We start from the raw sequence: 24,680 nt of genomic DNA on the forward strand, positions 1-24,680 counted from the left end.
AGGCCGGTAACCCTAGCAACAGCAACGGTTCCGGCCTTTTTTGTGCCTGATACCGTCCAAGCTGATCCATTGCAATCCGGGGGCAACTGGGGGCAACATCGGGGGCAACAGCACTTATCTGTGCAAGGGTTGCCCCCATGACACTTTCCGACGTCACTATCCGCAAGGCCAAGCCAACCGACAAGACACAGCGTCTATTTGATGGTGGCGGGCTGTACTTGGAAGTCTCGCCGGCTGGGGGCAAGTGGTGGCGTTTGAAGTACCGGTTTGGGGGCAAGGAGAAACGTCTGTCTCTCGGCACCTATCCCGACACTGGCCTAGCCGATGCCCGCGATAAGCGCGACGCCGCCCGCAAGTTGCTGGCCGCTGAAGTCGATCCGGGCGAACAGCGCAAGGCCGTCAAAGCTGCCGGCGATGATCGTGCGGCGAACAGCTTTGAAGTGGTTGCGCGCGAGTGGCATGCCAAGCAATCGGCAACATGGGTCGAGCTGCATGCCAGCCGGATCATGCTGCGGCTGGAGAATGATGTATTCCCGTGGCTGGGCAGCCGACCGATTGCTGACGTTACGGCAATGGAACTGCTGGCGACCGTGAATCGCATTGTCGACCGTGGCGCCGTCGAGTCCGCGCACCGCGTGTTGCAGAATTGCGGGCAGGTGTTGCGCTATGCCATCGCCACCGGCCGCGCCGAACGTAACCCGGCCGCTGATCTGCGCGGAGCATTGCCGCCGGTCAAGCAAACCCATCTGGCCGCCATCGTTGACCCGGTTGCTATCGGTGGCCTGCTGCGCGCGATGGACGCCTATAACGGCTCGCTGGTGACGAAGTGCGCCCTACGGCTGGCACCGCTGGTATTCGTGCGCCCCGGCGAGCTGCGGCAGGCCGAGTGGGCGGAGTTCGACCTGGATGCTGCGCAGTGGAACATCCCCGCCGAGAAAATGAAGATGCGCGAGCCGCATCTAGTTCCGCTTGCACCACAAGCCGTGGCGATCCTGCGCGAGATTCATGCACTGACCGGACGCGGGCGCTACGTGTTCCCCAGCGCACGTAGTCCGCAACGGCCCATGAGCAATAACGCGGTGTTATCGGCACTGCGCCGCATGGGCTACGCCACCGATGAAATGAGCGGCCACGGATTCCGGGCAATGGCGCGCACGGTGCTGGATGAAGTGCTGCACTTCCGGCCCGACTACATCGAGCACCAGCTGGCGCATGCGGTGAAAGACCCGAACGGGCGCGCGTACAACCGCACTGCGCATCTAGCCGAACGTCGCAAGATGATGGCCGGCTGGGCGGACTATCTGGACACATTGAAGACTGGCGGCAACGTCGTGCCGATGACGCGCAAGGCAAGCTGATCGACAACCGTTGAACGCCGCGCCTAGGCTGATCCCCGAAAACCGGGCACCTTCCCCGGCTGGCGCGGCACCTTTTGAAGGGCGCTGAAGGTGTGCGCGATGGGTGATCCGCTCGAAGAATGGGAAGAGCTGCAACCAGACGGCTGGGATGTTTGGCGACATGCCGAATACGTGACGATCAAGGAGGCGGCGTGTCTGCTGTCTCGTATAGATCCCGGGTCCCGGTATGTTGGCAATCGTGTTCTACCTAGCGAAGCCCAAAATATGGCAAGGCTCATCGAGCAAGCCTTATGCATGCAACGACTTCGAGGGCTTCAGGTCTTGATCTGGGACACTGACAGCGGCTACGGCGACGCCGGTGAAGTCGCTGTTAGCCAATCAGATTTACTTGGCAGGCACCTATCCGAAAATTCAACGATTGAAGTGATCGACTTGGCAAAGTGGTGCGAGGTGAAAGGCTTTCGCCATCCATGGCGCGGCGTGAAGAGCGCGGCAACGCCAGCACCAGCAATCGCGCACTATCCAGCCGAGCTGCGCGCCGCTATCGAGGCGTTCAACGCAGTACACGGTGACCCGGGTGCGACTGCTCGACGCTCACCGAAAGCAGCCCTCGCCACATGGCTGGAATCGAACAAGCCGGAGCTATCTGCGAACGCGCGCGAACGCATTGCCACAGTGGCGAATTGGCTGCCGTCTGGCGGCGCACCGAAAACGCCCGGCGGCTAACCTACCCCGGAGGAGTGGGGTAGGTTCTCCCTGCGCATGGGGCCGGTTTTCATAACTTGCCCCGCTATTCATCCCGCCCCTGATGCATAACATCCAAGACCGTCCAGCCATTTACGGCCAACAAGGGACGGCACCATGCAAGCACGTTCACCACTCCCCGAAACCGGCTACCTGCGCTTGCCGCAGATAGTCGGCAAGCCCGCCACTGATACCGCGCCGGCTATCCCCGCCATCTTCCCCGTTTGCCGGTCGACGTGGTGGGCTGGCGTCAAAGCCGGCCGCTACCCGCAGCCCGTGAAGCTGGGCGAGCGCATCACGGCGTGGCGAGTTGAAGATATTCGCGCGCTGATCGAGCAAGTATCAGCATGATCCCGCACTCCGTCTGGAGTCGACGATGAAGCCGCGGGATAGAGCAAAGCACAAAGGCCGCAAAGTCCAAGGGGGCTTCACCTTGATACCGCATGCCGTGCAAGATGGCCCGAACTGGCGTGCGTGCGGCGGCTCCGCTATCAAGCTGCTATGCGACCTGGCACGGCAGTATCGAGGCAGCAACAACGGCGATTTGTGCGCGTCCATGTCGATGCTGAAGCCCAAGGGATGGACAAGCCCGGAAACCGTCAACTATGCGCTGCGCGAGCTGCGGCACTACGGATTGATCGTGCAGACTCGGCAAGGTGGCTTGCATGCCGCCAGCCTCTATGCCCTGACTTGGCACGCGATCGACGAATGCGGCGGCAAGCTGGATTGCGCGGCAACGACTGTTGCGCCGTGCAGCTGGCGCGATGCTCCCGCGACGCCTTTCAAGCGCCCAAAGAAAAACAGGAAGGCCAGTACGGATTCCGTCACAGTCGCTACGGAATCCGTACCTAAGCGCCGAAAGCGCCAGCTGGTTAGCTACGGCATCCGTACCTAAAATGCCTATTTCCGCTCCTGCTGCTGCTACGGAATCCGTACACCTTTTTATATATCTACCAAGCAGCATGTGTGCTGGCGGTGCGGCCCTTGATCGTCTGCAGTTTGCCCCGCGCGCTCCAGCACGCATAATCGAGCCATCCACGACAGGCACACGCAAGCATGGTCGCAACGACAAGGAACGAGATTCGCCGCCGCCTTTCCGCCTTCGCCAAAGAATGGCAGCACACCGTCCGCGAGAACGCCGACGCCAAGCTATTCTGGGCGCGCTTCTACGAGTGCTTCGGCATCCGTCCCGAGTCCGCGACGATCTACGAAAAGGCTGTGTCCAAGCTGGGCGGCGGGCGCGGCTTCATCGACAGCTTCATCCCCGGCAAGCTGATCGTGGAGCACAAGAGCCGGGGCAAGGACTTGAATGCCGCGTTCGCGCAGGCCAGCGAATACTTCATGGCGCTGAAGGATGCCGAGCGGCCGCGTTACATCATCACTTCGGACTTTGCTCGGTTCCGTCTGACCGACCTGCGCACCGACGTCACCCACGAATGCACCTTGAAGGAACTGCCCAAGCGGGCCGACTGGTTCGCGTTTCTGGTGGAGGATACGGCAGGCGACATTGCCGAGGAATCCAAGATCGACCGCAAGGCGGCCTATCAGGTTTCCAAGCTGCATCAAGCATTGCTGGACGTGCGTTTCATCGGGCACGATCTGGAAGTGTTCATGACTCGGCTGCTGTTTTGCTTCTTTGCCGATGACACCGGCATTTTTGGCGAAAACGGACAGTTCACCCGGCTGGTGCAGCGCAGTCGCGAGGATGGCAAAGACCTGGGCGCCATGCTGGCGGAGCTGTTTCAGGTACTCAACACCTCGCGCGATGTACGCCAGTACAGCTTGGACGAAGATCTTGCCGCGTTCGAGTACATCAACGGCAGCCTGTTTGCGGAACAATCGCGCATCCCCGCTTTCAACCACGAACTGCGCCAGCTGCTGCTGGAAAGTGCGGAGCTGGACTGGAGTGGTATTTCTCCGGCGATCTTCGGTGCCATGTTCCAAGGTGTGCTGGAGCAACAGCACCCGACCGACAAGCGACAAGCTACGCGGCGCGAACTGGGCGCGCACTACACCAGCGAGCGGAACATTCTGCGCGTCATCAATCCGTTGTGCATGGATGATCTGCGTGCAGAGCTGCACGCGCCCAAGCGCACCAAGGCCACCCTACGGGCCCTGTACGACAAGCTGCCCACGCTGACCTTTTTCGATCCCGCTTGTGGCTGCGGTAATTTTCTTGTGATTGCCTTCCGCGACCTGCGCCGGCTGGAAATGGAAGTGATTGCCGAGCTGTGGGGCGAACAGCGCGGCGTGCTGGACGTGTCCACCCTGTGCCGGGTGAACGTGCACCAGTTCTACGGGATCGAAATTGACGATGCGGCGGCACACATTGCTCGCGTGGCGCTGTGGATCACCGATCACCAGATGAACCTGGAAGCGGCCGAACGCTTCGGCACCACGCGCCCGACCGTGCCGCTGGTGACGGCGCCGACCATTGTTTGCGCCAATGCCTTGCAAACCGACTGGCGTACCGTACTGGTGCCATCACAGTGCAGCTATGTGCTGGGCAATCCGCCCTTCATTGGCGCCAAGTACATGAGCGACGGACAACGCGCCGACGTGGCTCCGATCTTCGCTCCGCTCAATAACGGCGGCCTGCTGGATTACGTGGCCGCGTGGTACGTGAAGGCCGCTGCCTACATCGCGCAAAGCCCCGCGGTAGACGTTGCCTTTGTGTCGACCAATAGCCTCACGCAAGGCGAACAGCCCGGCGTGCTGTGGCCGTGGTTGCTGGGGCATGGCATCACGATCCGCTTTGCACATCGCACCTTTCAATGGAGCAACGAAGGCAAGGGTGTTGCGGCGGTTCATTGCGTCATTGTCGGATTTGGTCTGCAGAAACCCGCCAAACGCACGCTGTACGTCTACAGCGATGGCATCAAAGGCGAGCCGACTGCGGTAGCGGCAAAGAACATCAATCCGTATCTGACCGACGCGCCGGACGTGGTGCTGCAGCGACGCGGCAAACCGCTTTGTGAGGTGCCGGCGATGGGTATCGGCAACAAGCCAATTGACGGCGGGCACTACCTTTTTACGCCAGAGGAAATGGCGGAGTTTCTGCAGCGTGAGCCGGGAGCGCAACCGTACTTTCGGCGCTGGTTGGGAGGTGATGAGTTCTTGAACGGTTACGAGCGCTGGTGCTTGTGGTTGGGCGATGCCGAACCGGCTGCCTTGAAGGCGCTGCCACTGGCTATGGAACGGGTAGCCGCGGTGCGGCGTCTGCGCAACGCCAGCAAGAGCGCGCCCACCCGCAAGCTGGCCGACACTCCGCGCCGGTTCCATGTCGAATTCATGCCGGATCAAGAGTACCTAGTCATTCCAAAGGTATCCTCAGAACGGCGAAACTTGATTCCAGTTGGCTATTTCAAACCTGACACGCTTGCCAGTGATTTGCTTTTCATTGTGCCGCATGCCACGGCATACCAATTTGGCATTCTGTCGAGCACGATGCATAACGCGTGGATGCGAACGGTCGCGGGAAGGTTGGAAAGCCGCTATCGCTATTCCGTCCATATCGTCTACAACAACTTTCCTTGGCCGCAGGGCGTACCCGAGGAAAAGCGCGTTGCGGTGGCTCAGGCTGCGCAAGCAGTGCTGACCGCACGGGCTGCTCACCCGGGCGCCACGCTCGCCGATCTGTACGATCCCGATAGCATGCCCACCGATCTGCAGGACGCTCACCGAGCGTTAGACAAGGCCGTAGACGCTGCCTACAGCTATCGCAGCGGGAAGGATGACGCTACCCGCGTCGCCTACCTGTTCGAGCTGTACAACAAGCTCACGGGGCTGCAATCGGCATCCACCAAACGCCCCGGCAAGCGGCGAAAGGCAGCGCAGGCATGAGCGGCTACCTGCTGCGGCAAGCGAGTTTTGTCATCCCCAAAGGGGAGAACGGGGGTTATGAGCACCCATCCCGCCAGCATCGCGCGCGTACACGCGCACGCGCGAACCTTCGAGGCTTCAGCTGTGGCGTGATCTGCAGGCAGCGAGCATGCGCTGGGGGCAACTTTGGGGGCATCTCGGAATCATCGGATCTCGAAACCATTGCAGCACAAGGCTTGCGGCGATCAATTCAATAGACGCCACCCCAATGCAAAACCCCCGAGCGATCGGGGGTTTTTTTGTGGTTTTGTCGTAGCGGGTTCAGGCGGCGCGATTGTGCGAACGCATGGTGCGCTGTTTCTCGATCTGCCAGTCGCGCTGTTTTTCGGTGTCGCGCTTGTCGTGTTCCTGCTTGCCGCGGGCGAGGCCGATCTCGACCTTCACCTTGTTGCCTTTCCAGTACATCGCGGTGGGTACCAGGGTGTAGCCCTTGCGCTCGACGGCGCCGACCAGCTGGTCGATCTCCTTGCGATGCAGCAGCAGCTTGCGGGTACGCCGGTCCTCGGCGATGACGTGGGTGGAGGCGCTGATCAGTGGCGGGATCGATGCGCCGACCAGGAAGATCTCGTTCTTCAGGACGACCGCGTAGCTGTCGCCGAAGTTGATCCGCCCCGCGCGCAACGCTTTCAGCTCCCAGCCCTGCAGCGCCACGCCAGCTTCGAAACGCTGGTCGATGTGGTACTCGAAGCGCGCACGCTTGTTGAGCGCGATGGTGCCGCCGCCCTTGGTGTCCTTGTCTTTTGCCTTGGCCATGTCCGTTAAACTCGGGCGCGTCGCCCTGTGGTCGGCCCTGTCCCGTTGGGAACGGACTCATTGAAAAGTGCAGCCATGGATGGCTGCTTCTTGATCCTCGCATTCAGGGATGAATGCAAAAACCATCGAGGGTTGCCGTGATCGAAATTCGTCGCAGCGCACTGGTGAAGTATTCGCCAGCGCAGATGTTCGACCTGGTCAATGAAGTTGAAGCATACCCAAAGCGCTTCTCCTGGTGTGCCGCTGCCGAGGTCATCGAGCGCAAGGAGGATGTGCTGGTGGCGCGGCTGGATCTCAAGTTTGCCGGGTTCCACCAGAGCTTCACCACGCGCAACACGATCGATCCGCCGCGGCGCCTGCGGATGGATCTGGTCGACGGCCCGTTCCGCAGCCTTGAAGGCGTGTGGGATTTCATCGCCCTCGGCGATGCCGGCTGCAAGGTCGCGTTTGCGCTGGATTTCGATTACGCCGGCCGGCTCGGTGGCAGCGCGCTGAAGCTGGGTTTCCAGGGGCTGGCCGGGCGCATGGTGGATGATTTCTGCCGCGAAGCCGAGCGTGTCTATGGCTGAGGGCACGATCCGCGTCGAAGTGGTTTACGCAGGGACGGAGCAACCGATCCAGCGCCGGGTCGAGCTCGCCGATGGCAGCACGGTGATGCAGGCCATCGATGCCTCGGGAATCGTCGCCATGCTTCCGGACGGGGTGATCGATCCAGCTCGCCTCGGCATTTTCGCGCGAAAAGTGGCGCCGGACCGTCTCGTGCGGGAAGGCGACCGGATCGAAATCTACCGACCGCTGCTGCTTGATCCGATGGAGGCTCGCCGTCGGCGCGCCCGCTGAAAGCCGACCGGGCCGGAGGAACCGCCCCGATCAATGGCCGTCGTTGCTGCCCGGGTTGCCGCCCTGCGGGTTGCTGCCCTGGCCGAAGCCGCCGTCGTTCTTCTTGTCGTCCGGCGACGTGCTCTTGTCGCCTTGGGTCTCATTGACCGGATAGCCGGCGTTGTACTTCTTGCTGTCCTTGACCAACTGCTGGGCATCCTGCGCAAAGAAATCGCCCTCGGTGCGCACCAGCGTGTCGTTGTTGAAGGTCAGAGTGAACGTGCGCACTTTCATGGCGCCACCACGGTGCGACAGGGTCGACACGTAGTCCCAACGACTCTGGTCGAACGGCGTGCTCACCGAGGGGGTTCCCATCAGCACCAGTACCTGGTGTTTGGTCAGGCCGGGCTTGAGCTGATCTACCGTTTTCTTGTCGAGCAGGTTGCCTTGCTGCACGTCGGGTTTGTAGACGATATGGCAGCCGGCCATGGAGAGCGCCAGCATGGCGAAAACCAGCAGGATAATCAGCTTTTGCATGCGTGTTGCGTCCGGATCATGAAGGTGTCGGATGATACACTACCGGCTCGGAAACGCCGTGTGCGGGGGTGGGTCATGGAACAGGAAACCAAAGAGCTGCGCAGGGTTGGCCTCAAGGTGACCCATCCGCGCATGCGCATCCTGCAAATCTTCGACGAGGAGGGCGTACAGCATCTCACCGCCGAAGACGTCTACAAGAAACTGCTTGCCCACCAGGAAGACATCGGCCTGGCCACGGTGTACCGCGTGCTGACCCAGTTCGAGGCGGCAGGCATCATCGTCAAGCACAATTTCGAAGGTGGTCAGGCTGTCTACGAACTCGACCGCGGCAAACATCACGATCACATGATCGATGTGGACAGCGGGAAAGTGATTGAGTTCGTCAGCGAGGAGATCGAGCGCCTGCAGCACGAGATTGCGGCCAAGCACGGCTACGTGATCGAGGACCACAGCTTGGTGCTGTACGTGCGGCCGAAGCAGCGCGCCCCTCGCAAAGGCTGAAGAGTCGCCACTGTTTTGAGTGTGCCCGGAATGCCTGGCGGTGAAAAGCGGGCATAAAAAAGCCGCGAGGAGGACTCCTGTCCGCCCGCGGCTGCTCCCCTACCTGTCGGCCGGCAATGCGAATGGCTCGCTGTTGCCTTTGACTCTCGCCAGGTAGCGGCGAAACGGCATCCTGCCGTTGTTTCAGAGCCCCCGTCCCCACGGTGACTCTGATCCACCATCTTGCGATGGTGGCTCCCCCACATCGATGGAAGGATCCTAACGAGGGCTTCACGTTTCCGGTATCGGAAAAATTCCTAGTTCTGCCGGTTGCTTTCGGAAGGATGGTTGTTGCCGCGCAGCAAAATTCGCAGGTGGACACCGGCCGGGGCGGGGCGCAGGCGGAATTGCCCGCCGAGCGAGGTGACCCGGTCGCGCATGCCTTGCAGGCCGCGACCGCCCCGCGGCAGTCGGCTGGGCAGACCGGCGCCGTCATCGCGCAGGTCGAGCAAGGCCACCGCGATGCCCTGGCGTTCGCCAATGCGCAGGCGCAGCCTGAACTCGCTGGCCTTGGCGTGTTTGACGGCATTGGTCGCGCTTTCCTGCACCAGCCGGTAGATCGCGGTGCGAGTGTCGTCGTCCAGCAGGCGCGGGTCGCCGTGCAACTCAGTGCGGTAGGCCATCCCTGCAGTGTTCAGCAGATCGCGGATCGGGCCTTCGTCGAGGGCGCGCAGCAATCCGAACTCATCCAGCACGGCGGGGCGCAGGTCGTCCAGCAGGCGGTGCAGGGCGCGCCGCATATGCGCCAGGATGGTGTTGATCGAGGTGCTGATGTCTTCCATGCCGGCCTGGTGCAGGCGCGCCTGGGCCAGTTTCACGTGGGTCTGGATCGCGGTGATGTTCTGGCCCAGTTCGTCGTGCAGTTCGGCAGCCAGGTGTCGGCGCTGGTTCTCGTCCGCCTGCAGGTTGCCGCGGGCGGCGTCGCGCAATTGATGAGCCAACTGGTCCAGCCGGCGGTTGACCGCGCCCAGATAGACGTTCTGCTCGGCGACCCGCTCGCTGCTTCGGCGCAACGCGTCGGTGGCCGACCCCAGCATCAGCGCGCCGGTGCCGGCCACCGCCAGAAACAGGTAGGCCGCGGCGTTCGACGGGGCATGTCCCAGGTGCTGGTCGACCAGGGTCATGCCGAGGCTGGTGATCAGCATGGCCAGGCTGGCGCCGCGCCAGCCGTGGCGGAACGCGAAGAACAACACCGGCGCCAACGACAGTACACGGGCGAATTGCGGTTGCGGCGCGGCTTGCTCGGACAGCACCAGCAGGATCGTCATGGAAGGCAACATCACCAGCAGCCCATCCATGAACAAGCTGGCCAGGGCGCGTTGCTCGATCCGGGTACGCAACAGCATGATCATCAGCGGCACGATCAGCAGGATGCCGAGGTAATGGCTGAGCAGTTCCTCGCCGAGTACGCGGATCATCAATTCGGGCGAACTCGGCGTGCTGACCAGCGCCAGCAGCGCTGCATCGACGGCGGTGGTTGCGGTCACCACCAGCACCACCGAAAGCAGCAGGCGGGTCACCTCCTGCGGGCTGTGCAGGCTGGCGTGCAGGTTGAACCGCCGCAGCAGCCACAGGCCGGCAGCCATCACCAGCGGCTCGGGCAATTCGTCGACGGCGAAACCGAACCAACCCAGCGGCAGGCCATGGGTCACGCTGATGCCGGCGGTGGCGACCAGTTCGGCCCCAAGCAGCCAGCCCCAGTAGCGTACCGGGGTGAGCAACAGGGCACCGAAACGCAGGCCATACGGCAGCATCCAGTACGGCTGCACGGTCAGCCACAACAGCAGCCACAACAGCAAGTAGCCGGCAGCCAGCAAGGGGCCGGAGTCGGGCAGGCGTAGGGGTTTCAGGCGCATGCGCGGATGTTACATGCGCACAGCAGCGTGGTGGCCGGCCTTGTCGCCGGCAAGCCGGGTGTGCACAACCGTGAAGTCCCTGTGTAAAGTAGCGGGATGTACAGCATTGTTCTGGTCGATGACCATGCCATCGTTCGCGAGGGCTTCAAGCGGCTGATCGAGATGGAGTCGGATCTCGACGTGGTAGCCGAGTGCCGCAGCGCCGACGATGCGGTCGAGGCGGTCAGTCACTGGCGTCCCGACCTGGTCGCGCTGGATCTGTCCTTGCCTGACGGCAGCGGGCTGCCGCTGATCGAACATCTGCTCAGCGTCCACTCGCAAACCCACATCGTGGTATTGAGCATGCACGATGGCGAGCCGTACGTGTCCGAGGCACTGCGCCGCGGCGCCAGCGGTTACGTCACCAAGGGCGTGGCGCCGGAGGAACTGGTGGCCGGCCTGCGCGCGGTGATGCAGGGCGAGTGCTTTCTCAGTTCGGATTTGCGCCAGCGCCGGGCCGACCGGCCGAATGCGGCGCTGGACCCGATCAACCGGCTGACCACGCGCGAACGCGAGGTGTTCCTGCTGCTGGCCGGCGGCCGCGCCCCGAAGCAGGTGGCGGCGGAACTGGGGATCGGCCAGAAGACGGTCTACATCCACCGCGCCAGCCTGATGGGCAAGCTGGGCGCAGGTTCGGAACTGGACCTGTACCGGATGGCGACCGAACGCGGGATGCTGCCGCCGGCCGGGTAACGCCGGGGCGCCGCATCAGGCGGTCTGCGCCCGCTCCAGCATCTGCTTCGCATGAGCCCGCGTCTCGCGGGTGATCTCGACGCCACCTAGCATGCGTGCCAGCTCGTCGCGGCGGCCAGCGGCATCGAGCCTTTCGATCTGCGTGCGGGTGGAGTCGCCGTCGCTGTGCTTGCTGACCCGCAGGTGCGCATGGCCCTGGGCGGCCACCTGCGGCAGGTGGGTGACGCACAGCACCTGGCGCTGTGCGCCCAGCGCGCGCAGTTTTTGTCCGACCACTTCGGCGACGGCGCCGCCGATGCCGGTGTCGACCTCGTCGAAGATCATGCTGCCGACGGTGTCTTTGCCCAGGGTGGCGACTTCGATCGCCAGGCTGATACGGGCCAGTTCGCCGCCGGAGGCGACCTTGCGCAGCGGGCGCGGCGGCTGGCCGGGGTTGGCGCTTACCAGCAGTTCGCAGCGTTCCAACCCTTGCGGATCCGGTTCGCCGCCGGCAGCCGGTTCCAGTTCGGCGCGCAACAAGCCGCCGGCCATGCCCAGTTCGGCCATCAACACGCTGACCTCGTCGCCGAGCCTGGCGGCGGCTGTCGTGCGCGCGTCGCTGAGCCGGGCTGCCGCGCTGGCGTAATCGTCTTGCAGCCGCTGGCGTTGTGCCGCCAACTGTTCCAGTGCGTCACCGGCACCTTCGAGTTCGGTCAGTTCGGCATGCAGAGCGGCCAGCCGGTCGTGCAGCTCGGCCACCGGCAGCCGATGCCGGCGCGACAGCTCGTGCAGGCGAGCCAAGTGATTGTCGACCTCGGTGTAGCGTTCCGGGTCGAGGTCGACGTCCTGCGCATAGCGTGCCAGGCCGTCAGCGGCTTCACCGAGTTCGATGCCGGCGTTGTCCAGCAATTCCAGCAGCGGGGTCAGCTTGCCGTCGAGCGCGGCCAGCTTGCCGAGTTCGGCGTGCGCCCGGCCGAGTGCGCGGCGCAACGCAAATTCGCTGTCGCCATCGAGCAGTTCGACCACGCCGGCGGTGCCTTCGGCCAGGCGCCCGGCGTTGGCGAGGCGCTTGTGGTTCGCCTCGAGTTCTTCCAGTTCGGCGGGCGGCAGCGCCCATTTTTCCAGTTCGCCGATTTCATGGCGCAGCAGCTCGATGCGCCGGTCGCGATCATCGCCACCACTGAGCTTGCGCATGCGCGCGCCCAGTTCGCGCCACTGCACGGCGCTGCTGCGCACCTGCTCCAGCAAGTCGTCGTGACCGGCGTAGGCGTCCAGCAGGGCCAGCTGGTGCGACCGCGACAACAACGCCTGATGCTCGTGCTGGCCGTGGATCTCGACCAGCAGCGCGGCCAGTTCGCCCAGTTGGCGGGCGTTCGCGGGGCGGCCGTTGATCCAGGCCTTGGAGCTGCCTTCGGTGCGGATCACCCGGCGCAACTGGCAGCCGCCGTCTTCATCCAGTTCTTCGCGCTGCAGCCAGTCGCGGGCCGCGGGCAGGTCGGCCAGGTCGAACTCGGCCGCCAGTTCGGCGCGATCGCTGCCGGCGCGCACCATGCCGCTGTCGGCGCGGGCGCCGGCCAGCAACATCAGCGCGTCGACCAGCAGCGACTTGCCGGCGCCGGTTTCGCCGCTGACCACGGTCAGGCCCGGGCCGAACGCAACCTCGGCGGCTTCGACGACGGCAAAATGACGGACGTAGAGCGAAGTGAGCATGGGCAGGTTGATGATGGGGTGGTGGGATTGTAGCGGCAGCCGGATGGCTCCTGGATACGTTCCACTTGCAAGCCGCGCGCGCAGACCTTATTTCTGTCGGGTCTCAAGGATTGCTACAACAGCATGATCAACCCGCATGGCCACGACCTCGACTCACGCGCGCGCAGCCTGTTGCGCACGCTGATCGCCCAGTACCTGGTCGACGGCGAGCCGGTGGGCTCGCGCACGTTGTCGCGTTCGTCCGGCCTGGACGTGAGCCCGGCGACGATCCGCAACATCATGGCCGATCTCGAAGATGCCGGCCTGGTCGCCTCGCCGCACACCTCGGCGGGGCGCGTACCGACACCTCGCGGCCTGCGCCTGTTCGTCGACAGCCTGATCGAGCTGCAGCCGCTGCCTCGCGCGGAAATGGCCCGCCTGCAGCGCGAGCTGCCACCGGGACCGACCACCACGCGCGACCTGCTCGGCAATGTCTCCACCCTGCTGTCGGCGATGACCCATTTCGCCGGGGTGGTCACGGTGCCTCGTCAGGCCGACTTTCCGCTGCGGCATATCGATTTCGTGGCCTTGCCGGATGCACGGGTGCTGGTGATCCTGGTGTTCAGCGACAACCAGGTGCAGAACCGCATCGTGCAACTGGCCCGGCCGCTCGACGGCCGCGAGCTGGAGCAGGCTGCGAACTACCTGAACAGTCACTTCGCCGGCCTGCGCGTGGACGACATCCGCGCCCACCTGCTGGCCGAAGTACGCAAGACCGGCAGTGAGCTGAACCAGCTGCTGGCCAGCACGATGGAACTGGCCACCGCCTCGTTCGCGCCGCCGGCGAATGGCTCCAGCGGTCCGGACGTGCTGGTCAGCGGACAGACCAACCTGATGGGCTACTCCGAGCTGGCCGACATGCAGCGCCTGCGCGAGCTGTTCGAGGCGTTCCAGCAGAAGAATGAATTGCTGCAGCTGATGGAAGTGTGCGCCCGGGCGCCGGGCGTGCGCCTGTTCATCGGCGAGGAATCCGGCTTCACCGCCCTCGACGGCTGCAGCGTGGTTACTGCCAGCTACGGCGCGCAGGGGCGCGTGCTCGGTGCGGTCGGCGTGATCGGCCCGACCCGGATGGCCTACGAGCGGGTGATCCCGGTGGTGCAGGCCACCGCCGGATTGCTCAGCGATGCCTTGAATCGCGCCGCCACGACCCTATAACCGCAGCGGGAGGCGGGGTTTCTCGCAAATTTTGACGGTCGGCATCCGTGCCGGCCACGACAATCGTTTGGAGTGAGCATGCAGAACAACGATCCGCAGTCGCCGGGTGAGGCGCCGACCCAGGCCCAGCCCGCCGAGTCGACGACCACTGAGCTGGAGAGCCTGCAGGCACGCGTGGCCGAGCTGGAAGCAAGCAATGCCGAGTTGCGCGAGACGGTATTGCGTGAACACGCGGAGCTGGAGAACCAGCGCCGCCGCCTGCATCGTGACTTGGAACAGGCCCGTCGCTTCGCCAACGAGAAACTGCTGAGCGAATTGCTGCCCGTCTACGACGGGTTGGAGAGTGGCCTGGCGATCGAGGGCGGCGACCTCGCCTCGATGCGCGAAGGCCTCGGCCTGACCCTGAAGGCGCTGCTGAAGGTGGCCGAGAACCATGGCATGGCGCAGGTCGACCCGCTGGGTCAGCCGCTCGATCCGGAACGCCACCACGCGGTGAGCATGGTCGAGGCGCCGGGCCAGGCGCCGGGCACCGTGGTCAGCGTGCTGCAGAAAGGTTATGTGCTGAACGATCGCCTGCTGCGCCCCGCGCTGGTCGCGGTGGCGAAGGACTGAGCGTCGTCGTCGCCTGCGCCCAGCTGAACGGCGCGGCGGCGAACACCACGAAATCGCATCCGGGGCCTTGCCGGCATTGAATCACCAAGGCAGACCCCCATCTGAAAACCAGCGCGGCCGCGGGGGCCGCAAATAGATTTGGAGAGCATACGCATGGGCAAGATCATCGGTATCGACCTGGGCACAACCAACTCCTGCGTGTCCGTGATGGACGGCAGCACGACCAAGGTCATCGAAAATTCGGAAGGCGACCGCACCACGCCCTCCATCGTCGCCTTCACCAAGGACGGCGAAGTGCTGGTGGGCGCCTCGGCCAAGCGCCAGGGCGTGACCAACCCGAAGAACACCTTCTATGCGGTGAAGCGCCTGATCGGCCGCAAGTTCACCGACAAGGAAGTACAGAAAGATCTGCACATCGTGCCTTACGGCATCATCGCGCACGACAACGGCGACGCCTGGGTGCAGACCTCCGACGGCAAGAAGATGGCGCCGCAGGAAATCGCCGCGAAAGTGCTGATGAAGATGAAGAAGACCGCCGAGGACTATCTCGGCGAGACGATCACCGAAGCGGTGATCACCGTGCCGGCTTACTTCAACGACAGCCAGCGCCAGGCGACCAAGGATGCGGGCAAGATCGCCGGCCTCGACGTCAAGCGCATCATCAACGAACCGACTGCGGCCGCACTGGCCTACGGCCTGGACAAGAAGGGCGGCGACCGCAAGATCGCGGTGTACGACTTGGGCGGCGGCACTTTCGACGTGTCGATCATCGAGATCGCCGAAGTCGACGGCGAGAAGCAGTTCGAGGTGCTGGCCACCAACGGCGACACCTTCCTTGGCGGCGAAGACTTCGACATGCGCGTCATCGACTACCTGGTCGAGGAATTCCAGAAAGAGCAGGGCATCGACCTGCGCAAGGACCCGCTCGCGCTGCAGCGCCTGAAGGATGCCGCCGAGCGCGCCAAGATCGAGCTGTCCTCGAACCACCAGACCGACGTGAACCTGCCGTACGTGACGGCCGATGCATCCGGCCCGAAGCATCTGAACATCAAGCTGACCCGGGCCAAGCTCGAGGCGCTGGTGGAAGACCTGATCAAGCGCACCATCGAGCCGTGCCGCACCGCGTTGAATGACGCCGGCCTGCGCGTATCCGACATCGACGACGTGATCCTGGTCGGCGGCCAGACCCGCATGCCGAAGGTGCAGGAAGCGGTGAAGGACTTCTTCGGCAAGGAGCCGCGCAAGGACGTCAACCCGGACGAAGCCGTCGCCGTCGGCGCGGCGATCCAGGGCGGCGTGCTCGGCGGTTCGGTCAAGGACGTGCTGCTGCTCGACGTCACCCCGCTGTCGCTCGGCATCGAGACGATGGGCGGCGTGATGACCAAGCTGATCGAGAAGAACACCACGGTGCCGACCAAGGCCTCGCAGACCTTCTCCACCGCCGACGACAACCAGACCGCGGTGACCGTGCACGTGCTGCAGGGCGAGCGCGAGCGTGCCAGCGCGAACAAGTCGCTGGGCAAGTTCGACCTGCAGGGCATCGACCCGGCGCCACGCGGCATGCCGCAGATCGAAGTCACCTTCGACATCGACGCGAACGGCATCCTGCACGTGTCAGCCAAGGACAAGAAGACCGGCAAGGAACAGAAGATCGAGATCAAGGCCGGCTCGGGCCTGTCCGAGGAAGAGATCCAGCGGATGGTCGCCGACGCCGAGGCGAACAAGGAAGAGGACAAGAAGTTCCACGAACTGGTCGCCACGCGCAACAAGGCCGACCAGCTGGTGCACGCCACCCGCAGCGCGCTGAAGGAACACGGCGGCAAGGTGCCGGCCGATCAGCTCAGCAGCATCGAGGGCGCGTTGTCCGATCTGGAGAAGGTCAAGGACGGCGACGACAAGGCTGCGATCGAAGCCAAGGTCGAGAAACTGGAACAGGTGGCACAGGCGCTTTACGCCGCTGCGCAGGGTGGTGGCCCGGCCGATGCCGGCGCACAATCCGCACCGGGCGGTTCGGCCCAGCCGGACGACGTGGTCGACGCCGAATTCACTGAAGTGAAGGGCGACAAGCAATAATCGGCACCGTCATCGGCACGGCCGATTGACCAGCCCGCGCCAGGAATCCTCCCCGCGCGGGCTGTTTGTTGAATGCGGGGCAGGGGCGTGGCAAGCAGTGTGGATGCATGAATGAGCAAGCGTGACTACTACGAGGTGCTGGGCGTCGAGCGCAGCGTCGGCGAAGCCGAACTGAAGAAATCCTTCCGCCGGCTGGCGATGAAATACCACCCGGACCGCTGCCCGGACGATCCCACGGCACAGGACAAGTTCAAGGAGGCCAAGGAGGCCTACGAAGTACTGTCCGATGCCTCGAAACGCGCGATGTACGACCAGCACGGCCACGCTGCCTTCGAGAACGGCATGGGCGGCCGCGGCGGCGCCGGTTTCGGCGACGTCGGTGACATCTTCGGCGACATTTTCGGCGACATTTTCGGCCGCAGTGGTGGCGGGCGCGGTCGTCCGCGGCGCGGCGCCGATCTGCGCTACATCATGGAACTGGACCTAGAGGAAGCCGTGTTCGGCGTCAGCCGGCAGATCGAGGTGCCCACCCAGGTCAACTGCCATCACTGCAACGGCAGCGGCTCGGAGGACGGCAAGGTCAGCAAGTGCAAGACCTGCAACGGCCACGGCCAGGTGCGCATGCAGAACGGCATCTTCTCGATCCAGCAGGCCTGCCCGCACTGTGGCGGCAGCGGCCAGGCGATCGAGAAGCCGTGCAGGAAATGCCACGGTGAAGGCCGCCTCGAGGAAACCCGCACGCTGTCGGTGCAGATCCCCGAGGGTGTCGACAACGGCGATCGCATTCGCCTGACCGGGCAGGGCGAGGCCGGCCCATCCGGAGCGCCGGCCGGCGACCTGTATGTGGAAGTGCACGTGCGCGAGCACGCGATCTTCCAGCGCGACGGCAACGACCTGTATTGCGAGTTGCCGATCCGCTTTTCACAGGCGGCGCTGGGCGCCGAGCTGCCGGTGCCGACGCTGGAAGGCGAAGTGCCGGTCAGCATTCCGCCGGAAACGCAGACCGGCACCCAGTTCCGCCTGCGCGGCCGTGGCGTGAAATCGGTGCGCAGCCGCCACCACGGCGACCTGATCTGCCGCGTGGTGGTGGAGACGCCGGTACGATTGACCAAGCAGCAGCGCGAGCTGCTGGAATCGCTGGAAGCCACCTTCGACAGCAGCGACGCCGGCAAGCACACCCCGCGCGCGAAGGGTTGGGTCGACGGCGTGAAGAAATTCTGGTCGAAAGTCACCGCGTAAGCTTCATCGCCCCCGCTAGCATGTACGGACCGACCACTGGAGTGCGCCGCCGATGACCCGCCCCCTTCGCCTCGCCCTCAGCGGCGCCTCCGGCCGCATGGGCCACGCGCTGCTGGATCTGCTCGGCGAAGACGCCCGCTTCGAACTGGTGCATGCGGTGGTGGCGCCGGGTTCGGTCCACGATGGCCAGCCGGTATCTGCTGCTGCGGCGAGTTCCCTGCGGTATGCGCACGACTGGACGCAAGCGCCGCCGATCGACGTCATCGTCGACTTCAGCGGCCCGGCCGCGCTGGCGCTGGCGCTCGATCACTGCCTGGCGCACGACACGGCCCTGGTCAGCGGCACCACCGGCGTGGACGCTGCGCTGGAAGCGCGGTTGGCCGATGCCGGTCAGCGCATCGCCATTCTGCGCGCCGCCAACTTCAGCCTCGGCGTGGCGGTGCTGACGCGCCTGCTGCGCGAAGCCGCAGCGGCCCTGCCGGACTGGGACCTGGAAATCGTCGAGGCACATCACGGCCGCAAGCAGGACGCGCCCTCCGGCACCGCGCTGGCGCTCGGCCAGGCGGCGGCGACGGCGCGCAACACCACGCTCGAAACAGCGGCGGTTTACAGCCGTGAAGGTCGCCCCGGCGAACGGGTCGAAGGCAGCATCGGTTTCGCCGTAGTGCGCGGCGGCGACATCGTGGGCGAGCACACCGCCATGCTGATCGGGCAGGGCGAACGGCTGGAGCTCGTGCATCGCGCCACCGACCGTTCGATCTTCGCGCGTGGCGCCTTGCACGCGGCGCATTGGCTGGCGGGCCATGCTCCGGGGCAGTGGCAGCTGGACGACGTGATCACTTCGCTGCGCTGAGACGGCACAGCAAGTCATGGACCAGTGGAACGAACCGGCGCTGCCGGACAGACTCAGTCGCGGTGCGAGGCGTTGCGATCGCGGCCCGCGCCCAGCTTGGTGTCGAGGCTGCCAAACAATTTCTTGAACACGCGCGAGAAGTTTCCGCGTTTCGTCTTGCGCAGCTTCTCTTCTTCGCTGGTCAGCCAGGCGACCTGGATCACCCGCCGCTCACCTTCGTAAGGCAGGTGGCCGTGGAAGGAATTCTCGCAACGCTTGAATACGGCGAACTCGCCGTAGAGCGGCGCCAGCTCCGGGGCCACGATGCTGTCGATGTCGTCGATCTTGTGCAGAAAACGCAGGCAGCCGTCGCTGGTATCCGGCCATCGCGCATTCAGGTAGATCAGCGCGGTCGCCACCTTGGATTTGCTGTCGGTATGGATGGTGCCGTGGCGCTTGTTGAGCAGGCGGCACAGGGTCACCAGGGTCGGGTACTGGCCGAGATCGTCGATGCCCAGCCGCTGGCCGACGGCACGGGCAAACGCCGGCGACGTCATGTTCTCGATCAGCGTATTGACGCTCGGCCCACAATCGGCCGGATCGTAGGGAAAGAAACCGGCGCTGGCATAGCGCGGGAAATCGCGGTCCAGGTCGCCGCGCACTTCGTTCGGCAACTGGCCATGCGCGACCATGAACGGAAAGGGCTGCTGCTGCACCATGGTATCCGGGCGATCGAGGCGGGCGGGATCGAGCAGGACAGCAGCACTCATGGGACATCGGACTCCGGCAAAATGTGGCCTAGTGTAGCGCCGACCGATCGACGGATATGGGCGAGAAATCGCAAGATTCATGTTCCGTGAGGTGGACAGAAACGGCGTCGCCGCTTATCATTTCCACCCGCCCAGATCCTTTCCCTTCCAAGCTCCACAAGCCAGCAATCGTGCGGCTTGCGGACTTTGCTGCATCCAAAAGGCGGTTACCGTATGCCTATTCCTGCCCTGCTGGCCCTCGAAGACGGCAGCGTGTTTCGTGGTCATGCCGTCGGCGCTACCGGCGAAACCGTTGGCGAGGTGGTTTTCAACACCGCCATGACCGGTTACCAGGAGATCCTCACCGATCCTTCCTACTCGCGCCAGATCGTCACGCTGACCTATCCGCACATCGGCAACACCGGCATCAACGCCGAGGATGTCGAGTCCACCGCCGTGCATGCTGCCGGCCTGATCGTGCGCGATGTGCCGCGCCGCGCCAGCAGCTGGCGCAGCACCGAAAGCCTGCCCGACTATCTCAAGCGTCATGGCACCGTCGCCATTGCCGGCATCGATACGCGGCGATTGACCCGCATCCTGCGCGACAAGGGCGCGCTGGCCGGCTGCATCATGGCGGGCGAACAGGTCGATGCCGACGCTGCGCTGGTCAAGGCGCGCGCCTTCCCCGGCCTGAACGGGATGGACCTGGCCAAGGTGGTCAGCACCGCCAAACCGTATGTGTGGAACCAGGGCGTGTACGACCTCGACCGCACCGCATTCAATCAGCCCGCGATGCGCTTCAAGGTGGTGGCCTACGACTACGGCACCAAGCTCAACATCCTGCGCCTGCTCGCCGAACAGGGCTGCGAGGTTACCGTGGTGCCGGCGCAGACGCCTGCCGCCGACGTGCTGGCGATGCAGCCCGACGGCGTGTTTCTGTCCAACGGCCCCGGCGATCCGGCGGCTTGCGATTACGCCATCGCGGCAACCAGGCAATTCCTCGACGCGAAGATCCCGCTGTTCGGCATCTGCCTTGGCCACCAATTGATGGGCCTGGCGCTGGGCGGCAAGACGCTGAAGATGAAGTTCGGCCATCACGGTGCGAATCACCCGGTCAAGGACCTGGACGACGGCCGCGTGCTGATCACCTCGCAGAATCACGGCTTTGCGGTCGACCCGGCCACGTTGCCGGCGAACGTGCGGATCACGCACACCTCGCTGTTCGACGGTTCACTGCAGGGTTTCGCGCTGACCGATCGCCCGGCGTTCTGCTTCCAGGGCCATCCCGAAGCGAGCCCCGGCCCGCTCGACATCGGCTATCTGTTCAAACGTTTCGCCGCACTGATACAGGAGGCCCGCACGCATGCCTAAGCGTACCGATATCAAGAGCATCCTCATCATCGGCGCCGGCCCGATCGTGATCGGCCAGGCCTGCGAGTTCGACTACTCCGGTGCGCAGGCATGCAAGGCGCTGAAGGAAGAGGGTTACCGGGTGATCCTGGTGAACTCCAACCCGGCCACGATCATGACCGACCCCGACACCGCCGACGCGGTGTACATCGAGCCGATCAACTGGCAGACGGTGGAACGCATCATCGCGAAGGAGCGCCCGGACGCGGTGCTGCCCACGATGGGCGGCCAGACCGGCCTGAACTGCGCACTCGACCTGGCCGACCACGGCGTGCTGGAGAAGTACAACGTCGAGCTGATCGGCGCCAAGCGTGAAGCCATTCGCATGGCCGAGGACCGCGAGCTGTTCCGCGTGGCAATGGGCGAGATCGGGTTGGAATGCCCGAAGGCCGAAATCGCGCGCACCTTCGAGCAGGCTTTGGTAACACAGGCCAAGGTCGGTTTTCCGACCGTCATCCGGCCCAGTTTCACGCTCGGCGGTTCCGGTGGTGGCATCGCCTACAACCGCGAGGAATTCGAAGAGATCGTCAAGCGCGGCCTGGAGCTTTCACCGACGAGCGAAGTGCTGGTCGAGGAATCCGTGCTCGGCTGGAAGGAGTTCGAGATGGAAGTGGTCCGCGACACTGCGGACAACTGCATCATCGTGTGCTCGATCGAGAACCTCGATCCGATGGGCGTGCACACCGGCGACTCGATCACCGTGGCGCCGGCACAGACCCTCACCGACAAGGAATACCAGCGTCTGCGCGACGCCTCGATCGCGGTGCTGCGCAAGATCGGTGTGGACACCGGCGGCTCCAACGTGCAGTTCGGCATCAACGCCGAGGACGGCCGCGTGGTGGTGATCGAGATGAATCCGCGCGTGTCGCGTTCGTCCGCGCTGGCGTCGAAGGCGACCGGGTTCCCGATCGCCAAGATCGCCGCGAAACTGGCGGTCGGCTACACGCTGGACGAACTGAAGAACGACATCACCGGCGGCCTGACGCCGGCGTCGTTCGAGCCGTCGATCGACTACGTGGTCACCAAGATCCCGCGTTTTGCGTTCGAGAAGTTCCCGGCCGCCGATGCGCGCCTGACCACCCAGATGAAGTCGGTGGGCGAGGTGATGGCGATCGGCCGCAGCTTCCACGAGTCGCTGCAGAAGGCGCTGCGCGGACTGGAAATCGGCAAGACCGGGCTCAATCCGACCGGGTTGGACATCAGCACGGCGGACGGCCTGGCTTCGCTCAAGCGCGAGCTGCGCGAGCCGCGCCCGGATCGCGTATTCCACCTGGCCGATGCATTCCGTGCCGGCCTGTCGCTGGAAGAAGTGCACAGCCTCAGCCGCGTCGATCCATGGTTCCTCGCCGCGTTCGAGGACATCGTGCTGACCGAAGCGGAGGTGGTGGCGCAGGGCATCACCGCGCTCGACGAGCCGCGCGTGCGTGAACTCAAGCGGCTCGGTTTCGCCGATGCGCGTCTGGCCGAGCTGCTCAACACCGACGAAGCCTCGATGCGCCATCTGCGTCATACGCTCGGTGTGCGCCCGGTGTACAAGCGGGTGGATTCCTGCGCGGCCGAGTTTGCCACCAGCACGGCCTACATGTACTCGACCTACGAGGAAGAATGCGAGGCGAATCCAACTGATCGCGACAAGATCATTGTGCTCGGCGGCGGTCCGAACCGGATCGGGCAGGGCATCGAGTTCGATTACTGCTGCGTGCACGCGTCGCTGGCGCTGCGCGAGGACGGCTACGAAACCATCATGGTCAACTGCAACCCGGAGACGGTGTCGACCGACTACGACACCTCCGACCGGTTGTACTTCGAGCCGCTGACGCTGGAGGACGTGCTGGAGATCGTCCACGTCGAGAAGCCGAAGGGCGTGATCGTGCAGTACGGCGGGCAAACCCCGCTGAAGCTGGCGCGCGCGCTGGAAGCCGCCGGCGTACCGATCATCGGCACCAGCCCCGACTCGATCGACCTGGCCGAGGACCGCGAGCGCTTCCAGCACATGATCGAGAAGATCGGCCTGAAGCAGCCGCCGAACCGCACTGCGCGCAACGCCGACGAGGCGCTGGCGCTGGCCCGCGAGATCGGTTATCCGCTGGTGGTGCGGCCGAGCTACGTGCTCGGCGGCCGGGCGATGGAAGTGGTGCATGACGACGCCGACCTGTCGCGCTACATCCGCGATGCGGTGAAGGTGTCGAACGATTCGCCCGTGCTGCTGGACCGTTTCCTCGACCATGCGGTCGAGGTCGACGTGGACGTGATCGCCGACGCCGAGGGCACCGTGCTGATCGGCGGCATCATGGAGCACATCGAGGAGGCCGGCGTGCACTCGGGCGACTCGTCCTGTTCGCTGCCGCCGTATTCGCTGAGCGCGGAAATCCAGGACGAGATGCGCCGCCAGGCCACTGCGATGGCGAAGGAACTGAAGGTGATCGGCCTGATGAACACGCAGTTCGCGATCCAGGGCGACACGGTGTTCATCCTGGAAGTGAACCCGCGCGCTTCGCGCACGGTACCGTTCGTGTCCAAGGCCACCGGCGTGCCGCTGGCCAAGATCGCCGCGCGCGTGATGGCCGGCCGTTCGCTGGTCAGCCTGAACGCGACGCGCGAGGTGATCCCGGCGTACTACTCGGTGAAGGAAGCGATCTTCCCGTTCCTGAAGTTCCAGAACGTCGACCCGATCCTCGGGCCCGAGATGCGTTCGACCGGTGAAGTGATGGGCGTGGGCCGCAGCTTCGGTGCCGCGTTCGCGCGTGGCCATGAGGCGGCCGGGATCAAGGTACCGACGATCGGCAAAGCATTCCTGTCGGTGCGCGACGGCGACAAGGACCGCCTGCTGCCGGTGGCCAGGGAAATCATTGCGCGCGGTTTCAACGTGGTGGCGACCTCCGGCACCGCTAGCTACCTTGCCGAGCATGGCGTGGTCTGCGAGCGGATCAACAAGGTGCTCGAAGGCCGCCCGCACATCGTCGATCTGATCAAGAACGGCGAGATCGTCTATATCGTCAACACCACCGAGGGCAAGCAGGCCATCGCCGATTCGTTCTCGATCCGGCGCGAGGCGCTGCAGCATCGCGTCACGTATTCCACTACCGTGGCAGGCGCCCGTGCGCTCGTGCATTCGCTGGATTTCCACGGCGATGGCGAAGTGCACAGCCTGCAGGAACTGCACAAGGAGCTCAGCGCATGAGTCGCCCCCCCATCACCAAGATCGGCTCCGAGCGTCTGCGCGCGGAACTGGAACGACTGAAGTCCGCCGACCGCCCGCGCATCATCGCGGCGATTGCCGAGGCGCGCGCGCACGGTGACCTCAAGGAGAACGCGGAATACCACGCCGCGCGCGAACTGCAGAGTTTCACCGAGGGCCGCATTGCCCAACTGGAGGCCTTGCTGTCGACCGCCGAGGTGATCGATGTCGCCCAGCTGAAGCCGGGCAATCGCGTGGTGTTCGGCGCCACCGTGGACCTGGAGGACGAGGACTCCGGCGTGGCGGTGACCTACCAGATCGTCGGCGACCTGGAAGCGGACATCAAGCAGCGATTGATCGCGGTGTCTTCGCCGATCGCGCGTGCCCTGATCGGCAAGAGCGCCGGCGACAGCTTCGAGTTCACCGCGCCGAACGGCGTCAAGCACTATGAAATCATCGACGTCCGTTACGCATGACGGCAAT

At 64.4% G+C, this 24,680-nt stretch carries 22 protein-coding genes; 17 read left to right on the top strand and 5 right to left on the bottom strand.

From position 1 onward, the window contains the following. The first annotated feature begins 137 nt into the window (after window positions 1-137). The 5 genes from ASG75_RS03155 to ASG75_RS03160 all read left to right on the top strand — a co-directional run bounded on the left by ASG75_RS03155 (window position 138) and on the right by ASG75_RS03160 (window position 5,945). Window positions 138-1,358: an integrase arm-type DNA-binding domain-containing protein gene (locus ASG75_RS03155; protein ID WP_056385624.1), complete on the top strand. Its 1,221-nt coding sequence runs from the start codon at window positions 138-140 to the stop codon at window positions 1,356-1,358. Between the two features lie 99 nt (window positions 1,359-1,457). Next, complete coding sequence (locus tag ASG75_RS16190; RefSeq protein ID WP_157616882.1) at window positions 1,458-2,084, top strand: hypothetical protein; 627 nt, start codon at window positions 1,458-1,460, stop codon at window positions 2,082-2,084. A gap of 135 nt (window positions 2,085-2,219) precedes the next feature. Beyond that, window positions 2,220-2,453, top strand: a complete 234-nt coding sequence (locus tag ASG75_RS15860; protein ID WP_082547478.1) for an AlpA family phage regulatory protein — start codon at window positions 2,220-2,222, stop codon at window positions 2,451-2,453. Window positions 2,454-2,478: 25 nt separating this feature from the next. After that, on the top strand, window positions 2,479-2,997 hold the full coding sequence (locus tag ASG75_RS15865; protein ID WP_200935587.1) for a hypothetical protein: 519 nt from the start codon (window positions 2,479-2,481) through the stop codon (window positions 2,995-2,997). A 161-nt stretch (window positions 2,998-3,158) separates the two neighbouring features. Next, window positions 3,159-5,945, top strand: coding sequence for a DNA methyltransferase (locus ASG75_RS03160; protein WP_056385626.1), 2,787 nt, complete (start codon window positions 3,159-3,161; stop codon window positions 5,943-5,945). Window positions 5,946-6,245: 300 nt separating this feature from the next. Here ASG75_RS03160 and smpB read toward each other — a convergent pair whose 3' ends face one another. After that, the gene (smpB, locus tag ASG75_RS03165) at window positions 6,246-6,737 is read right to left on the bottom strand and encodes an SsrA-binding protein SmpB (protein ID WP_056385628.1); all 492 of its coding nucleotides are present in this window, start codon (window positions 6,735-6,737) and stop codon (window positions 6,246-6,248) included. Window positions 6,738-6,874: 137 nt separating this feature from the next. On the opposite strand from smpB, the gene ASG75_RS03170 reads away from it, so the two are divergent. Further along, window positions 6,875-7,306, top strand: a complete 432-nt coding sequence (locus ASG75_RS03170; RefSeq protein WP_082547479.1) for a type II toxin-antitoxin system RatA family toxin — start codon at window positions 6,875-6,877, stop codon at window positions 7,304-7,306. Continuing rightward, entirely contained in the window at window positions 7,299-7,577 is a 279-nt protein-coding gene (locus ASG75_RS03175) for an RnfH family protein (RefSeq protein WP_056385633.1), read from the top strand. Before ASG75_RS03170 ends, ASG75_RS03175 begins: the two co-directional genes overlap by 8 nt. A gap of 30 nt (window positions 7,578-7,607) precedes the next feature. On the opposite strand, the gene bamE is transcribed toward ASG75_RS03175, so the two are convergent. Further along, window positions 7,608-8,093 carry an outer membrane protein assembly factor BamE gene (gene bamE, locus ASG75_RS03180; RefSeq protein ID WP_056385635.1) on the bottom strand — a complete coding sequence of 162 codons (486 nt, stop codon included), beginning with the start codon at window positions 8,091-8,093 and terminating at the stop codon, window positions 7,608-7,610. Between the two features lie 75 nt (window positions 8,094-8,168). Here bamE and fur point away from each other — a divergent pair, with 75 nt between their 5' ends. Further along, window positions 8,169-8,594: a ferric iron uptake transcriptional regulator gene (gene fur, locus ASG75_RS03185; RefSeq protein ID WP_056385637.1), complete on the top strand. Its 426-nt coding sequence runs from the start codon at window positions 8,169-8,171 to the stop codon at window positions 8,592-8,594. A gap of 296 nt (window positions 8,595-8,890) precedes the next feature. Here the strand turns inward: fur and ASG75_RS03190 are convergent, their stop codons facing one another. Continuing rightward, on the bottom strand, window positions 8,891-10,489 hold the full coding sequence (locus ASG75_RS03190) for an MASE1 domain-containing protein (protein WP_056385638.1): 1,599 nt from the start codon (window positions 10,487-10,489) through the stop codon (window positions 8,891-8,893). 96 nt (window positions 10,490-10,585) lie between these two features. Here ASG75_RS03190 and ASG75_RS03195 point away from each other — a divergent pair, with 96 nt between their 5' ends. After that, window positions 10,586-11,221, top strand: coding sequence for a response regulator transcription factor (locus ASG75_RS03195; protein WP_056385640.1), 636 nt, complete (start codon window positions 10,586-10,588; stop codon window positions 11,219-11,221). A gap of 15 nt (window positions 11,222-11,236) precedes the next feature. Here ASG75_RS03195 and recN read toward each other — a convergent pair whose 3' ends face one another. Then, window positions 11,237-12,910 carry a DNA repair protein RecN gene (gene recN / locus ASG75_RS03200; RefSeq protein WP_056385641.1) on the bottom strand — a complete coding sequence of 558 codons (1,674 nt, stop codon included), beginning with the start codon at window positions 12,908-12,910 and terminating at the stop codon, window positions 11,237-11,239. Between the two features lie 123 nt (window positions 12,911-13,033). Between recN and hrcA the strand changes: the two genes are divergently transcribed. From hrcA to dapB, 5 genes are all read left to right on the top strand, one after another. Next, window positions 13,034-14,104 carry a heat-inducible transcriptional repressor HrcA gene (hrcA, locus tag ASG75_RS03205; protein WP_056385643.1) on the top strand — a complete coding sequence of 357 codons (1,071 nt, stop codon included), beginning with the start codon at window positions 13,034-13,036 and terminating at the stop codon, window positions 14,102-14,104. 78 nt (window positions 14,105-14,182) lie between these two features. Beyond that, entirely contained in the window at window positions 14,183-14,716 is a 534-nt protein-coding gene (grpE, locus tag ASG75_RS03210) for a nucleotide exchange factor GrpE (protein WP_056385645.1), read from the top strand. 153 nt (window positions 14,717-14,869) lie between these two features. Then, entirely contained in the window at window positions 14,870-16,789 is a 1,920-nt protein-coding gene (gene dnaK / locus ASG75_RS03215; RefSeq protein WP_056385647.1) for a molecular chaperone DnaK, read from the top strand. Between the two features lie 111 nt (window positions 16,790-16,900). Then, the gene (gene dnaJ, locus ASG75_RS03220) at window positions 16,901-18,028 is read left to right on the top strand and encodes a molecular chaperone DnaJ (RefSeq protein WP_056385649.1); all 1,128 of its coding nucleotides are present in this window, start codon (window positions 16,901-16,903) and stop codon (window positions 18,026-18,028) included. A gap of 52 nt (window positions 18,029-18,080) precedes the next feature. Beyond that, on the top strand, window positions 18,081-18,881 hold the full coding sequence (gene dapB, locus ASG75_RS03225) for a 4-hydroxy-tetrahydrodipicolinate reductase (protein WP_056385651.1): 801 nt from the start codon (window positions 18,081-18,083) through the stop codon (window positions 18,879-18,881). Window positions 18,882-18,934: 53 nt separating this feature from the next. Here the strand turns inward: dapB and ASG75_RS03230 are convergent, their stop codons facing one another. Beyond that, entirely contained in the window at window positions 18,935-19,630 is a 696-nt protein-coding gene (locus tag ASG75_RS03230; RefSeq protein ID WP_056385653.1) for a 2OG-Fe(II) oxygenase, read from the bottom strand. Between the two features lie 213 nt (window positions 19,631-19,843). Here ASG75_RS03230 and carA point away from each other — a divergent pair, with 213 nt between their 5' ends. Genes carA through greA form a run of 3 tightly spaced genes read left to right on the top strand, consistent with a single transcriptional unit; the run spans window position 19,844 to window position 24,673 of the window. Further along, window positions 19,844-20,980 (top strand): glutamine-hydrolyzing carbamoyl-phosphate synthase small subunit, encoded by a 1,137-nt coding sequence (gene carA, locus ASG75_RS03235; RefSeq protein ID WP_056385655.1) that lies wholly within the window; start codon window positions 19,844-19,846, stop codon window positions 20,978-20,980. Further along, on the top strand, window positions 20,973-24,200 hold the full coding sequence (gene carB / locus ASG75_RS03240; RefSeq protein WP_056385657.1) for a carbamoyl-phosphate synthase large subunit: 3,228 nt from the start codon (window positions 20,973-20,975) through the stop codon (window positions 24,198-24,200). Before carA ends, carB begins: the two co-directional genes overlap by 8 nt. Next, window positions 24,197-24,673, top strand: a complete 477-nt coding sequence (greA, locus tag ASG75_RS03245) for a transcription elongation factor GreA (protein ID WP_056385659.1) — start codon at window positions 24,197-24,199, stop codon at window positions 24,671-24,673. Before carB ends, greA begins: the two co-directional genes overlap by 4 nt. Window positions 24,674-24,680 lie beyond the last annotated feature (7 nt).

The organism is Rhodanobacter sp. Soil772, assembly GCF_001428385.1.
Taxonomy (GTDB): Bacteria; Pseudomonadota; Gammaproteobacteria; order Xanthomonadales; family Rhodanobacteraceae; genus Rhodanobacter.

What these genes read in the sequence shown, in the direction of transcription:
- carB (WP_056385657.1), top strand. Translation starts at nt 20,973, where the DNA reads ATGCCTAAGCGTACCGATATCAAGAGCATCCTCATCATCGGCGCCGGC.
- fur (WP_056385637.1), top strand. Translation starts at nt 8,169, where the DNA reads ATGGAACAGGAAACCAAAGAGCTGCGCAGGGTTGGCCTCAAGGTGACC.
- dnaJ (WP_056385649.1), top strand. Translation starts at nt 16,901, where the DNA reads ATGAGCAAGCGTGACTACTACGAGGTGCTGGGCGTCGAGCGCAGCGTC.
- ASG75_RS03195 (WP_056385640.1), top strand. Translation starts at nt 10,586, where the DNA reads ATGTACAGCATTGTTCTGGTCGATGACCATGCCATCGTTCGCGAGGGC.
- ASG75_RS03175 (WP_056385633.1), top strand. Translation starts at nt 7,299, where the DNA reads ATGGCTGAGGGCACGATCCGCGTCGAAGTGGTTTACGCAGGGACGGAG.
- recN (WP_056385641.1), bottom strand. Translation starts at nt 12,910, where the DNA reads ATGCTCACTTCGCTCTACGTCCGTCATTTTGCCGTCGTCGAAGCCGCC.
- smpB (WP_056385628.1), bottom strand. Translation starts at nt 6,737, where the DNA reads ATGGCCAAGGCAAAAGACAAGGACACCAAGGGCGGCGGCACCATCGCG.
- ASG75_RS03155 (WP_056385624.1), top strand. Translation starts at nt 138, where the DNA reads ATGACACTTTCCGACGTCACTATCCGCAAGGCCAAGCCAACCGACAAG.
- ASG75_RS03190 (WP_056385638.1), bottom strand. Translation starts at nt 10,489, where the DNA reads ATGCGCCTGAAACCCCTACGCCTGCCCGACTCCGGCCCCTTGCTGGCT.
- ASG75_RS16190 (WP_157616882.1), top strand. Translation starts at nt 1,458, where the DNA reads ATGGGTGATCCGCTCGAAGAATGGGAAGAGCTGCAACCAGACGGCTGG.
- grpE (WP_056385645.1), top strand. Translation starts at nt 14,183, where the DNA reads ATGCAGAACAACGATCCGCAGTCGCCGGGTGAGGCGCCGACCCAGGCC.
- ASG75_RS03160 (WP_056385626.1), top strand. Translation starts at nt 3,159, where the DNA reads ATGGTCGCAACGACAAGGAACGAGATTCGCCGCCGCCTTTCCGCCTTC.
- carA (WP_056385655.1), top strand. Translation starts at nt 19,844, where the DNA reads ATGCCTATTCCTGCCCTGCTGGCCCTCGAAGACGGCAGCGTGTTTCGT.
- ASG75_RS15865 (WP_200935587.1), top strand. Translation starts at nt 2,479, where the DNA reads ATGAAGCCGCGGGATAGAGCAAAGCACAAAGGCCGCAAAGTCCAAGGG.
- greA (WP_056385659.1), top strand. Translation starts at nt 24,197, where the DNA reads ATGAGTCGCCCCCCCATCACCAAGATCGGCTCCGAGCGTCTGCGCGCG.
- dnaK (WP_056385647.1), top strand. Translation starts at nt 14,870, where the DNA reads ATGGGCAAGATCATCGGTATCGACCTGGGCACAACCAACTCCTGCGTG.
- dapB (WP_056385651.1), top strand. Translation starts at nt 18,081, where the DNA reads ATGACCCGCCCCCTTCGCCTCGCCCTCAGCGGCGCCTCCGGCCGCATG.
- ASG75_RS15860 (WP_082547478.1), top strand. Translation starts at nt 2,220, where the DNA reads ATGCAAGCACGTTCACCACTCCCCGAAACCGGCTACCTGCGCTTGCCG.
- hrcA (WP_056385643.1), top strand. Translation starts at nt 13,034, where the DNA reads ATGATCAACCCGCATGGCCACGACCTCGACTCACGCGCGCGCAGCCTG.
- ASG75_RS03230 (WP_056385653.1), bottom strand. Translation starts at nt 19,630, where the DNA reads ATGAGTGCTGCTGTCCTGCTCGATCCCGCCCGCCTCGATCGCCCGGAT.
- bamE (WP_056385635.1), bottom strand. Translation starts at nt 8,093, where the DNA reads ATGCAAAAGCTGATTATCCTGCTGGTTTTCGCCATGCTGGCGCTCTCC.